Below are 11,567 nucleotides of genomic sequence, written 5' to 3'. Positions count from 1 at the left end.
GGTCGGGGCAGGGGGCGGGGCCGGGACGGCCGGGTAGCCCGCTCACGCACGACGGCGGTGCCCCTTCGAGCAAAGGGGCACCGCCGTCGTCGTGTCTCCCGCGCCCCGGTGGCTGCCGACCGGGGCGTCAGCGGCCCTCGGCCACCCGTCGCGTCCGGCCCCACAACCGGCCACCGTCCGAAGCACGTTGAGGAAGCGGCGGGCGGGTCCGGGGACGGGTCCGGGCGCGGGGAGGCCGGAAGGCGGGCCGACCGGATCCCCTCCGGCCCGGCCCGCCCGCCTCCCGTCCCTCTGTCTCTCTGCCTCTCTGTCCTTCTTTCGTGGATCCGAGGACCCACCGCCCCACGCCTCGTTCAGCGCACCCGGGTCGAGAACAGCCGGGCCGACCAGTACACGGCCGCCACCGTCATCACGGCGACCACCAGCAGCCCCTGCCAGACCACGCTGTCCCCGACATGGCCCGAGAACAGCGCGCGCATGCCCTCCACGGCCCAGTAGAAGGGGTTCCACTTGGCCACCGTCTGCAGCCACATCGGCGCCAGCGCCAGCGGCAGCAGCACCCCCGAGAGCAGCGCGATCGGCTGGGCGAGGGTGTTCACCACCGGCGCCATCGCCTCGTCGGCCGGCAGTACCAGCGCGATCCCGTACGAGATCGCCGAGGTCATCAGCGCGAGCAGGCCCATCAGCAGGAAGGCCAGCAGCAGGTCCAGCGGGCCGACCCGCAGGCCGAACGGCAGCGCGATGAGCGTGATGATCACCGCCTGGACGAGCAGCGCCACCACCTCCCGCAGCGCCCGGCCGAGCAGCAGCGCGAGCCGGCTGACCGGGGTCACCCGGGCCCGCTCGATGATGCCGGCCTTCAGTTCGCCGAGCAGGCTGAAGCCGGTGTACAGGCCGCCGAAGATGCACAGCACCGCCAACAGGCCCGGCACGTAGATCTGGTAGGCCTCGGCGTAGGTGGTCGCGCCCATCGGCGCCAGCACCTGCTTGAGCAGCGGTGCGAACAGCAGCAGGTAGAAGATCGGCTGGATCACGCCGACGGCGATCCAGACCGGGGTCCGCCACATCAGCAGCAGCTGGCGCTGGAAGACCAGCCAGGTGTCGCGGGCGAGCTTCATCGGAGCCCCTCCTCGGGGTTCGGAGGTGAGGGTCAGGACTGCTCGATGGAGCGGCCCGTGCGGGCCAGGAACACGTCGTCCAGGCTGGGGCGTTGCAGCTGCACGGTGCCGGTGGTGACGCCCGCCCCGTCGAGGGCGCGCAGCAGGTGCGGCACAGCGGCCGCGCCGTCGTCCAGGTAGAGCCGCAGGCCGTCGTCGCCGCGTTGTTCCAGGCGGTGCAGTTCCGGCAGGCCGGGCTGCTCGCGCAGGGCCTTGGCGGCCCGTTCGGCCTCGCCGGCGCCGAGGCCGATGAGCACGACGTCGCCGGATATCTCGCGCTTGAGCGTCTCCGGCGTGCCCTCGGCGACGATGCCGCCGTGGTCGACGATGGAGACCCGGTCGCAGAGCGCGTCGGCCTCGTCGAGGTAGTGCGTGGTGACGACGACGGTCATGCCCTCGCCGCGCAGCCGCCGGATCTCGGTCCAGACGTGGCCGCGGCTGGCCGGGTCGAGGCCCACCGTGGGCTCGTCCAGGAACAGCACCTTGGGCGAGTGGATGACGCCGAGCGCGATGTCCACCCGGCGGCGCTGGCCGCCGGAGTAGGTGCGGCACGGACGGTCGGCGAACTCGGTGAGCTCGAAGGCCTTGAGCGCCTCGTCGGCGCGGCGCACGGCCTCGGCCTTGCCGGTGCCGTGCAGCCGCGCCTGCATCACGAGTTCCTCGCGCGCGGTGACGGCGTCGGTGGTGCCGCCGCCCTGGGCGACGTAGCCGATCCGGCGGCGGACCTCGGCGGGGTCGGCGAACAGGTCGGCCCCGGCGATCCGGGCCTCGCCGCCGTCGGGGCGGATCAGGGTGGCGAGCATCCGCAGGGTGGTGGTCTTCCCGGCGCCGTTGGGGCCGAGGAAACCGAAGATCTCACCCGGAGCGACGTCGAGGTCGATGCCTCGGACGGCGTCCACGGGGGGCTGGCCGCGTTTCTTGGAGGGGTAGGACTTTCTGAGCCCCTTGGTCTCGATCAACCAGAACTCCCGTGCGGGGATGGGGTTGCCGGGGCGCCGGAAGGCGGCGCGCGGGACACCTGGGAAGTGGTGCTGCGGGCCACCCTAGGGGCTTCGGCACCCCGGAAACAATGGCCTAGACCAATGGATTGGCCCAAGGGGCACCCGGTGTGACCAGTGCCTCCACCCGGTCGGCGGCCACCGCGGCCCCACCGCCGGCGAGCAGTTCCGCCCCGACCCGGGCGGCCGCCGCCCGGTACCCGGGCTCGTCCAGCACGCTCCGCAGGGCCGCCGCCAGGTGATCCGGCGTCACCCGGGCGAACGGCACCCGCAGTCCCGCCCCGGCGGCCGCCACCTGGGCCGCCACGAACGGCTGGTCGTGCCGGATCGGCGCCGTGACCAGCGGAAGTCCGTGCGCCAGGGCCTCGCCGACGGTGTTCATCCCGCCGTGGCACAGCACCGCGTCCAGCACCCCGCGCCGCATCAGCTCCAGCACCGGCGCCCGGTCCACCGCCACCGCGTCACCGGGCAGTTCGGGCAGCAGTCCGCCGGGCGCCGCGAACACCGGCTGCACGTCCGGCCCGCACAGCTCCAGCGCCCGCACCGCCCGGGCCAGGAAGTCCGCGCCGAGCTCGCCGGACAGGGTGCCCATGGTGACCAGTACCCGGCGCCGCCCCGGCAGCAGCCGCTCCCAGGGGAACGCCGGATCGGCCGGCCGGTCCGTCAGCACCGGCCCGACGGCGGCATGGTGCGCCGGGACTGAATCGGGCGTGCCCGATCCGGCGCCGGTGAGCGTCGGGCCGGTCAGCGCCGGACCGGTGAAGGCGAGCACCAGGGCGGGGGAGAAGCGCGGGTCGACGTACTCCTCCTCGGGCAGTCCGGCCCGCCGCCACAGGCCCAGCAGCAGGCCGGTCATCCACTCCTCCAGCAGCGGCAGCCCCCGGAACGGCCGCCCCAGCTCCATCGCCCCCGGCGCCAGCGTGCCCCAGGGCAGCCGGTGCCGGTGCGCCACCAGCGCCCCGGCCGGGGTGTGCTGGTCCACCAGCAGCGCGTCCGGACGGAACTCCCGCACCGCCGCGTCCAGCGCCTTGGTGGTGAACCGCGCGTACGGGACGATGAAGCCCTCCCACAGCGAGCGGACGGCGGCCAGCCCGTGCCCGCCCTGCGCCCGGAACGCCCGGGTGCCGGTGCCGAACACCGTCGCGTCCGGCCCGAGCAGTGGGCGCAGCGCCGTCTCGGTGCCGGTCCAGGCCACCTCGTGGCCGCGCGCCACCAGCTCCCGGGCCAGGCCCACGGTCGGATTGACGTGCCCGGTCAGCGGCGGGACCACCAGCAGGAAGCGGCTCATCGGGCGTCCTCCGCGGGCAGCAGCCGCTCGACGTCGGCGACGGTGAGGGCCTCCAGTGCGGCCAGGTCGAGGCCGGCCCGCAGCGCGGCGAGGTCCACCGACGGGCCGAAGCTCCGGCGCAGGCCCTCGTGCAGTGCGGCGAGCTCGGTCTCGTCCAGCAGCAGGTCCCCGTCCAGCCGGGACCGCCCGGTCACGCCGGCGGCCCAGCCGGGCGGTGCCTGTGCGGCCTCCGCCAGCAGTGCGACCAGGGCCGGGCGGACCGGCGGTACGGGGACGGGACGTTCACGATCGTTCATCAGGGACTCCACCGGCTCGACGACGCGGGGGCGGGGGGACGGCGGCACTTGGCCTGCGCGTTCCGTGGGGTGAGCTGTGCGGACTGTGCGCCGCAACCGCCCGAGATCACTTGTGCGGACCCGTCGGGCGTGGGAATACTAGCCCGCGTGACCGCACTGGAGGCAGTGGCCGTCCACCTCCCCCACCACACCGTGCCCATCGAGGCAGTGGGCGAGCGCCTGGGCCTGACCCCACGTCAACTTCGACTCTTCCGCCGCTTCCACGGCCTGGACCAGCTGCGACTGGACCCGGACGGGAAGCTGCCCGACCTGCTCGGCGCCGCCGTCGACGCCCTTCCGGAGCTGCGCGGACGCGAACGGGACATCCGTTTCGTGATCCACGCGCGCAGCATGCCGGTGGCCGTGCCGTACCCGCTCAACCCCCTGCACGACCTGCTCCACCGCTACGGCCTCGGCCACGCCCAGGCCTTCACCGTGACCCACCACGCCTGCGCCGTCGGCCTGCTGGCCGTCGACCTGGCCGGACGCCTGCTCGCCGGGGACCCCGATCCGCGGGCGCTGGCCCTGGTGCTCGCGGGGGAGAAGACCTTCACCAAGGACGCCCAGGTGGTGCCCGAGACCGGAATCTTCGCCGAGGGCGCGGCCGCCTGTCTGGTCAGCGCCGGCGGCGAACACGACCGGGTGCTGTCCTACGCGGTGCGCCAGCGCCCCGAGTTCGACGGCCGGCTGGCCGAGGACCAGGATCTGCTGGCCCGCTACCAGCGGGAGTACCCGGATGTGATGGTCGAGGCGATCGAGGCCGCCCTCGACCAGGCAGGTCTGGACCTCTCCGAGCTGGCGCTGCTGCTCCCGCACAACGTCAACCAGGCTTCCTGGCGCACGATCGCGCGCCGGATCGGCTTCCCGATCGGGAAGGTGGTGCTGGACAACGTGACGTCGGTGGGGCACAGTTTCGCTGCGGACGGCCTCATCAATCTGCACACCGCCACCACGCGGGGGCTGCTCGAACGGGGCGACCGCTACCTCGTCGCGGCCGCCGGTATCGGAGCGACCTTCTCCGCCATGGTCGTCGAGCACTGACGCCGGACGGCCGACCCGCCGTCGGCCCGTCCTCCCCGGTCCTTCTCCTCTTCCCCCGGGCGCCGGTCCTTCGGCCGCTCCGCCCCACTCCACCACGCACGACGGGACGGTCCCACCCATGTCCGACCAAGTGGTCCAGACCACCGACACCGAGCTGCGCGTCCGGATCCTGCACAGCCTCGGCGAGCTGATCCCGCGCGTCCTCAAGCGGGACCCGTTCGAGATCCCCGAGAACGCCTGCCTCTTCGACGACCTCGGCCTCACCTCGGCCGGCACCATCGAGCTGATCCTCGAGGTCGAGGAGGCGCTCGACATCCAGGTCGACGTCGAGCAGATCACCGAGGACGACCTGCGCTCGGTCACCAACCTGGCCGACTACGTCGCCGCGCACATCATCGCCGAGGACTGACCGGTGGCCGCCGCCCCGGGTCTCACCCGGGTGCTGACGCGGTACGCCGACGGCCGCTCCGAACTCTCCCTCGACCCCGACCTGCGGGTCTTCGTCGCCGACCTGGTCCGCCCGTACGGCCTGCCGCTGCGCGAGGACCTGCTGGCCGAAGGGGTCGGGCACGCCTACGAGGAACTGGCCGCCGGCCTGCTCACCGAGGCGCTCGGACCGGACGAGCCGGCGGACGTACTGATCCAGGCCTTCGACTCGCCCGACGTCCGGCCCGGTGCGCCCACCTCGCTCGCGCTCAGCCGCTCCTGCGCGGGTACGCCCACCGCGCTCGCGCTCTGCGACCAGGGCACCGCCGGGGCGTTCGCCGCGCTGCGTGCCGCCCTCGCGTACCAGCGGACCGGCGTCGCCCGGCGTGCGGTGGTCGTACTCGCCGAGCAGACCGCCCTGCACCACCGGCCGCCCGAACCGGTCGCCCTGCCGGACCGGCACTGCGCCGTCGTCCTGGTCTGCGAGACCTTGCCCGGCGAGGAATTGACGGTCCGTCAGGAAAGTGGCGTGATGGTCGGCTCGGCCGAGTCGGTCGCGGAGGAGGTCCGCCGACAGGCGAAGGCGCTGGGGGAGGAGGCGGCCGTCCTGCTCGCCGCCGGGCTGGAGGTGCCGGGCCTGGACGCCGTCCGCGTCCCCGCCGGCCAGCCGTTCACCGGACTGTGGTCGGCGCTCGCCGACCGGCTGCCCGACTGGCGGGCCGAGCGGCGACCCGTGCTGCTGGCCGACTTCGACCCGAGGCTCGGCGTGCTCTCCACCCTGACCCTGCGCGCGGGTCCGCCGTCATGACCGGACCCGGTGCGGCCCCGGCCGGCACCGGTCCCGCCGCTCCTCCTGCTTCCGTCGACCCCGTCGACCCCGTCGACCCCGTCGCTCCGGTGGGCCGCGCCGACACTGTCGACGTGTGGCTGATCCCCACCGACCAGCCCGAGCCGGTGGTCCGCGCCCTGCGCGAACTGCTCGACCCGGCCGAACGCGCCCGCGCGGACGGCCCGGACCGGCGCTTCGGGCGACGGTTCACCGTCGCCCACGGCGCCGTGCGCCTGCTCGCCGGCGCCCGGCTCGGCCGTGACCCCGCGGGGCTGGTCTGGCGCTACGGCCCGCACGGCAAGCCCGGGATCGACGGCCTCGCCGTCAACCACTCCGCCTCCGGCGCCCTCGCGGCCGTCGCCCTCACCGAGGGGCGCGCCGTCGGGGTGGACGTCGAGGAGGTCCGCGACGCGCGGGTCGCGGTGCGGATGGCCCGGCGCTACTTCCCGGCCGCCGAGGCCGAGTCGGTCGCCGCCGACCCGGACCCGGCCGGGCGCTTCACCGTGCTCTGGTGCCGCCGCGAGGCGTGCGTCAAGGCGTACGGCGGGCGGCTGGTCCAGGGCTTCGGGCTGCCGCTGGACGGGCCGTCGCCGGTACTGCTCGCCGACCCCGGCGCGCTCGGCCCCGGCCCCTGCCGGGTCGAGGACGTGCCCGCCCCCGGCCGGTTCCGGGCCGCGCTGGCCGCCGTCGGCGCCGGTCCGGTAACCGTCCGCCGAAGGATCTGGTCCCCACCCGTTTGACCTGCCATGTCAGGTAGTTGACGAAGCATCAGGACAACCCGGAGGGCCCGCCGGCATCCCAGATTTCTGGTCTGGACCACATGATCGGCCCGCTGGTAGCGTCCCGACCGCACCTCGCCCAGACCTGCGAACCGAAGGGCGCGACCGACGTGATGACGCACGACGTGACCGAGACCGAGGGCCTGATCACGGCCCGCTTCCACGGCGTGGGCGGCGGCTCGGGACCGCTCACCCTCGGCCAGGACAACATGCTCCGCTGCATCGGGCGCGACCGGCCCGAACAGATCAACCGCGAGTCGGTCTGGCCCGTCCCCGAGGGCACCACCGTCGCCACCGCCGTCGACGCCCTGCGCGCGCTGCTGGAACGGCACGAGTCGCTGCGCACCGTCTTCCCGCCCGGCCCCGGCAAGGACGGCTTCCCCGAACGCCAGGAGGTGCGCGCCGAGGGCGAGTTCACCGTCGCCCTGGTCCCCGTCGGCGACCGCGACGGCGCCGGGATCGACGCCCTCGCCGACGAGTTGGGCCGGGCGGACGTCGCCGTGCCCTTCGACCTGACCGCCGCTCCACGGCTGCGCTTCACCCTGCTCACCGAGGGCAAACTCGTGCACCGGCTGGTCGTGGTGGGCTGCCACGCCGGGGTCGACGGCGTCGCGGTCACCCTGCTCATCCGCGACTGGCTGGCCCTCGCCGCCGGGGCGCAACTGCCGCCGGCCGGCTCCCGCACCCCGCTCGAACTGGCCGCCCTGGAGCAGAGCCCCCAGGGGCGCCGCAAGACCGCGGCCGCGCTCAAGCACTGGGAGAGCGTCCTCACCGCCGGACCGTCGAGCTCCTTCTCCGTCGACGGCATGACCCCCGGCGCGTCCGAGGGGACGGCCGCCCTGCTGCTGCGCTCCCGGGCTGCCGCCGCCGACCTCGAAGCGGTCTGCCGCCGCACCGCCGCCGGCCCCTCGGCCGTCCTCTTCGCCGTCTTCGCCGCCCTCGCCGCGCACCGCGCCGCCCGTACGGACCTGGTGATCTCGGCCCTGTCGGCGAACCGCCAGCGCTCCGCCCTCGCCGACCACATCGGCACCCTGGCCCAGGACGCCCTGATCGCCCTGGAGGTCGGCCCCTCCGCCGCGGACGACGACCTGGACGCCCTGATCGGCCGCACCAAGGTCGCCTCCTTCACCGGTTACTGGCACAGCACGCTCAACGCCGACAAGGTCTGGCAGCTGGTGGAAGACGTCGCCGAGCAGCGCGGCGCCCGCTTCGCCCGCCAGATCGTCGTCAACGACCTCAGCCTCGCCATCCCCGAGACCCTCTCCGACGCCCGCCCGGCCCCCACCGCCGACCCCGAGGTGCAGTGGCTGCCGGACCAGCCGCTGCCGGTGCGCCTGATGCTCAACATCCTGCGCACCGCCGGCAGCCTGGAGTTCGCCCTGCTGGCCTGCCCGCAGGTGTTCGAGCGCGCCGACGCCGAGCGCTTCGCCCGCGCCGTCCCCGCCGTTCTCGCGGCCGCCGCCGCAGGACCGCTGCCGCTCACCGAGCTGGCCGCCCTCAGCGGCCTGAGCCCCGCCACCCGCACCGGCGACTGGCAGCGGATCGGCGCCGACTGGATCGACCTCGCGGCCGTCCGCGCCCTGGTCGCCGACGCCCTCGGAGCGCGGGCGACGGCGGTCGACCTCGGCCACCAGGACGGCCGGCTCACCGCCCGGATCGCCACCACCGACCAGGACCTCACCCCCGCCGCCGCACACCACGCGGTCGTCGCCGCCCTCCCCGGCCGCGAGACCGCGATGGCCCCGCACCACTACGCCGTCCACCACCACCCCGGCCCGCTGCCGCTCCTCACCTGGCCGACCCTCCCCGCCCATGCGGAGGGCTCGGGCCGCGCGGAGGCGGCGGTCGCGGAGTAGGAGCCCGTCCCGGGCCGCCGCCGTTCCTCCCCCGGAACGCCCGCCCCGCGCTCACGCGGCGCATTCGGCCCCGTACCGTACGCGCTCCTCCCGGGGTAGCCTCCCGGGAGGGGCGAGCGGAGGGGGAGGAACATGCACGTCCGGGACATGGTGGCGGCGACGGTGGTGGCCGAGATCTTGGGCGTCCTGTTCGCCTGCCTGCTCGGCCTGGCGGTGTGGCTGCTGCTGGGGGAGGGGTGGCTGCGTGACCTCCCCTGGGCCCTCAGCGCCGTCGGAGCCGTCGGGGTCGCGGTCGAGTACGACCGCAAACGCCCGCCGCGCCGGTTGCGCGGAGTGCTGGCCGGTGTCGCCGCCCTCGGCGCGGTGGCCGTCCTCGCCGCGGCGGTGGCCGACCGCGTGCTCCCGGACGCCGCCGGGACCGGGCTGATCGGCGCGATCGCCCTGCTGCTCGCGGTACCGGTGGCCAACGGTGTGCTCGCCGCCGCCGCGGGGCGCCCGGCCGAGGGCTGACCCCTACCGGTCGCGGTCCTCCCCGCTGCGGCCCGGCCGGGCCCGGCGGAGACTGGGGGCGGGCCCCGGCTCCCGGGGCGCCCCCGACGCCGGGAGGGCCATGCTGCTCGGACTCACCACCGCCCTGGTCGCCACCGTCTGCTTCGGCTTCGGCTCGGTGTTCCAGGCGGGCGGCGCACGGGAGACGCCGCCCGCGGACCGGGTGCGGGTCGGCCTGCTGGCCGCCCTGCTCCGGTCCTGGCGGTTCCTGCTCGGTACCGGTCTGGACATCGCGGGCTTCGCGCTGAGCATCGTCGCCCTGCGCACCCTGCCGCTGTTCCTGGTCCAGGCCGTCACCAACGCCAGCCTCGCCGTCACCGCGCTCGCCGCCGCCCGGCTGCTCGGGGCCCGGCTGCACCGCGCCGACCTGCTGGGCATCGCCGCCGTGGTGGTCGGCCTGACCCTGCTGGCCCTCGGCTCCGGGCGTGCGGGCCGCGACCACGCGTCGGCCGCGTTCCACTGGGCGCTGCTCGCCACCACCGGGCTGATGCTGCTGCTCACGTTCGTCCTCGCCCGCCGCACCGGGAACGCGGCGGCGGTCGGCCTCGGCCTGCTGGCGGGGGTCGGCTTCGGGGTCACCAGTCTCGCGGTCCGGGTCCTCGACGTCTCCGGGCCGCTCGACGTGTTCACCGACCCGGCCGCGTACGGGCTGGCGCTGGGCGGCCTCGGCGGGTACCTCGCCTATGCGCTGGCCCTCCAGCGCGGCACGGTGACGGCGGTGACCGCTGCCGGGACCGTGTCGGAGACCTTCGGCCCGGCGCTGGTCGGGGTGGTGGCGCTCGGTGACACTGCCAGGCCCGGCTATGCCTGGTGCGCGCTGACCGGCTTCGTGGTGGCGGTCGGCGGCACCTTCGTACTGTCCCGGTTCGGCGAGGTGGAGTCCGAGCTGGGCGTCCCGTCGGCGTCCGCCGGGCCGGTCCCGCCGGCGTCCGGTGCGGGCCCCGTCCGGGTCGCCCGAACGGCTCCGCCATGCAAAGGTGATTTGCCGGACAAAACGGACGGCAAGGCGCGCACAGAGCGGCAGGTGCCATGACCACGGACGCCACGGACGGCACGGACGACGCCCGTCCACGCTCCCGCGGGCCCCGGCGGTGCCCCGCCGACAACCCGCCGATCGCCCTCGTCACCGGCGCCTCATCCGGAATCGGCGCCGCCACCGCCGACCGGCTCGCCGCTGCCGACTGGCGGTTACTGCTCTCCGGCACCGACCAGACCAGGCTCGACGCCGTCGCCGCCCGCACCGGCGGCCGCCCGCTCCCCGCCGACCTCGCCAAACCCGACGGCGCCCAGCGCCTCGCCGAAGCCGCCCTCGCCGCCGCGGGCCGGGTGGACACCCTGGTCGCCAGCGCCGGCCTCGGCTGGCGCGGCCCCTTCGCCCAGACCCCCACCGACACCCTGGACCGGATGCTGGAGGTCAACCTCGCCGCCCCACTGCGGCTGGCCCGGCTGCTCCTGCCCGGGATGCTGGAGCGCGACCGGGGCCGGATCGTGCTGCTCGGCTCGATGGCCGGCCAGGTCGGCGTCCGCGACGAGGCCGCCTACGCCGCCACCAAGGCCGGGCTGACCATGTTCGCCGAGAGCCTCTGGTACGAGCTGCGCGGCACCGGCGTCGGCGTCCGGCTGATCCTCCCCGGAGCCGTGGCGACCCCCTTCTTCGCCACCCGCGGCACCGACTACCAGCGCGAACGCCCCCGCCCCGTCTCCGCCGAGGCGGTGGCCGACCTCGTCCACGCGGCGCTCACCACCGACCGCGACCGGGCCTTCCTCCCGCACTGGCTGGACTTCCCGGCCCGGATCCACGGCGCCGCGCCGGGCTTCTTCCGGCGGATGGCGGCCCGGTTCGGGTGAGGACCCGGAGGGGCGCGGGCCTCCTGCTCGGCGCCGCAGCGGGCGTCGAACTGCTCCACCTCGCCCCGGCCGCCGTCCGGCTGCCGCCCGTCAAGCGCCTGCTGGCCCGCCGCACCGCCGGCTACGGCACCGCCCCGGGGCATCTCGCCCTCACCTTCGACGACGGCCCCGACCCGCGCGGCACCCCGCCGATCCTGGACGCCCTGGACGCCCTCGGCCTGCACGCCACCTTCTTCCTCCTCGGCGCCATGCTCGAACGCTCCCCGGACCTCGGCCGCGAACTGGTCGCCCGGGGCCACGAGCTCGCCGTCCACGGCTGGCACCACCGCCCCCAGTACTACCCCGCCCCCGCCCGGGACCTGCGCGAACTGCGCCGCGCCTCCGAGGCGTTGACCGCCCTCACCGGCGCGCCCCCGCTCTGGTACCGCCCGCCCTACGGCGTGCTGACCGCCGGCCAGGCC

At 75.4% G+C, this 11,567-nt stretch carries 13 protein-coding genes; 9 read left to right on the top strand and 4 right to left on the bottom strand.

Annotated elements, in window-relative coordinates; translation table 11 throughout:
- Positions 1 to 353: 353 nt before the first annotated feature.
- The 4 genes from ADK60_RS16440 to ADK60_RS16425 form a co-directional block, all read right to left on the bottom strand.
- Positions 354 to 1,118, bottom strand: a complete 765-nt coding sequence (locus ADK60_RS16440; protein ID WP_045942300.1) for an ABC transporter permease — start codon at positions 1,116 to 1,118, stop codon at positions 354 to 356.
- Between the two features lie 32 nt (positions 1,119 to 1,150).
- Positions 1,151 to 2,116, bottom strand: a complete 966-nt coding sequence (locus ADK60_RS16435) for an ATP-binding cassette domain-containing protein (protein WP_053646793.1) — start codon at positions 2,114 to 2,116, stop codon at positions 1,151 to 1,153.
- Between the two features lie 115 nt (positions 2,117 to 2,231).
- Entirely contained in the window at positions 2,232 to 3,443 is a 1,212-nt protein-coding gene (locus tag ADK60_RS16430; RefSeq protein ID WP_053646791.1) for a glycosyltransferase, read from the bottom strand.
- Positions 3,440 to 3,739: a hypothetical protein gene (locus ADK60_RS16425; protein ID WP_159400459.1), complete on the bottom strand. Its 300-nt coding sequence runs from the start codon at positions 3,737 to 3,739 to the stop codon at positions 3,440 to 3,442. The genes ADK60_RS16430 and ADK60_RS16425 overlap by 4 nt, the downstream gene beginning before the upstream one ends.
- A 147-nt stretch (positions 3,740 to 3,886) precedes the next feature.
- Between ADK60_RS16425 and ADK60_RS16420 the strand changes: the two genes are divergently transcribed.
- The 9 genes from ADK60_RS16420 to ADK60_RS16380 all read left to right on the top strand — a co-directional run.
- Positions 3,887 to 4,819 carry a 3-oxoacyl-[acyl-carrier-protein] synthase III C-terminal domain-containing protein gene (locus ADK60_RS16420; protein WP_053646787.1) on the top strand — a complete coding sequence of 311 codons (933 nt, stop codon included), beginning with the start codon at positions 3,887 to 3,889 and terminating at the stop codon, positions 4,817 to 4,819.
- A 118-nt stretch (positions 4,820 to 4,937) separates the two neighbouring features.
- The gene (locus tag ADK60_RS16415; RefSeq protein ID WP_052709382.1) at positions 4,938 to 5,228 is read left to right on the top strand and encodes an acyl carrier protein; all 291 of its coding nucleotides are present in this window, start codon (positions 4,938 to 4,940) and stop codon (positions 5,226 to 5,228) included.
- A 3-nt stretch (positions 5,229 to 5,231) separates the two neighbouring features.
- Positions 5,232 to 6,053 carry a hypothetical protein gene (locus ADK60_RS16410; protein WP_053646785.1) on the top strand — a complete coding sequence of 274 codons (822 nt, stop codon included), beginning with the start codon at positions 5,232 to 5,234 and terminating at the stop codon, positions 6,051 to 6,053.
- Positions 6,050 to 6,814: a 4'-phosphopantetheinyl transferase family protein gene (locus ADK60_RS16405; RefSeq protein WP_053646783.1), complete on the top strand. Its 765-nt coding sequence runs from the start codon at positions 6,050 to 6,052 to the stop codon at positions 6,812 to 6,814. Before ADK60_RS16410 ends, ADK60_RS16405 begins: the two co-directional genes overlap by 4 nt.
- A gap of 17 nt (positions 6,815 to 6,831) precedes the next feature.
- Positions 6,832 to 8,709 (top strand): condensation domain-containing protein, encoded by a 1,878-nt coding sequence (locus ADK60_RS16400; RefSeq protein WP_159400458.1) that lies wholly within the window; start codon positions 6,832 to 6,834, stop codon positions 8,707 to 8,709.
- 132 nt (positions 8,710 to 8,841) lie between these two features.
- Positions 8,842 to 9,219, top strand: a complete 378-nt coding sequence (locus tag ADK60_RS16395) for a hypothetical protein (protein ID WP_053646780.1) — start codon at positions 8,842 to 8,844, stop codon at positions 9,217 to 9,219.
- Positions 9,220 to 9,319: 100 nt separating this feature from the next.
- Positions 9,320 to 10,291 (top strand): DMT family protein, encoded by a 972-nt coding sequence (locus ADK60_RS43420; RefSeq protein ID WP_107094631.1) that lies wholly within the window; start codon positions 9,320 to 9,322, stop codon positions 10,289 to 10,291.
- Positions 10,288 to 11,106, top strand: coding sequence for an SDR family NAD(P)-dependent oxidoreductase (locus tag ADK60_RS16385; protein ID WP_107094630.1), 819 nt, complete (start codon positions 10,288 to 10,290; stop codon positions 11,104 to 11,106). The genes ADK60_RS43420 and ADK60_RS16385 overlap by 4 nt, the downstream gene beginning before the upstream one ends.
- Positions 11,103 to 11,567 (top strand): polysaccharide deacetylase family protein (locus ADK60_RS16380; protein ID WP_159400457.1); only part of this gene is annotated, 465 nt, incomplete at its 3' end. The genes ADK60_RS16385 and ADK60_RS16380, both read left to right, overlap by 4 nt.

Origin of the sequence: Streptomyces sp. XY431 (genome assembly GCF_001279805.1) — a bacterium.
Classification (GTDB): Bacteria; Actinomycetota; Actinomycetes; order Streptomycetales; family Streptomycetaceae; genus Kitasatospora; species Kitasatospora purpeofusca.
The sequence above is the reverse complement of the archived record's forward strand: the minus strand, read 5'-3'. Positions and strand labels throughout refer to the sequence as shown.

Bases quoted from the DNA above. Each gene is read 5' to 3' on its own strand.
- ADK60_RS16440 (WP_045942300.1), bottom strand. From the start codon at position 1,118: ATGAAGCTCGCCCGCGACACCTGGCTGGTCTTCCAGCGCCAGCTGCTG.
- ADK60_RS16430 (WP_053646791.1), bottom strand. From the start codon at position 3,443: ATGAGCCGCTTCCTGCTGGTGGTCCCGCCGCTGACCGGGCACGTCAAT.
- ADK60_RS16425 (WP_159400459.1), bottom strand. From the start codon at position 3,739: ATGAACGATCGTGAACGTCCCGTCCCCGTACCGCCGGTCCGCCCGGCC.
- ADK60_RS16415 (WP_052709382.1), top strand. From the start codon at position 4,938: ATGTCCGACCAAGTGGTCCAGACCACCGACACCGAGCTGCGCGTCCGG.
- ADK60_RS16405 (WP_053646783.1), top strand. From the start codon at position 6,050: ATGACCGGACCCGGTGCGGCCCCGGCCGGCACCGGTCCCGCCGCTCCT.
- ADK60_RS16395 (WP_053646780.1), top strand. From the start codon at position 8,842: ATGCACGTCCGGGACATGGTGGCGGCGACGGTGGTGGCCGAGATCTTG.
- ADK60_RS43420 (WP_107094631.1), top strand. From the start codon at position 9,320: ATGCTGCTCGGACTCACCACCGCCCTGGTCGCCACCGTCTGCTTCGGC.
- ADK60_RS16385 (WP_107094630.1), top strand. From the start codon at position 10,288: ATGACCACGGACGCCACGGACGGCACGGACGACGCCCGTCCACGCTCC.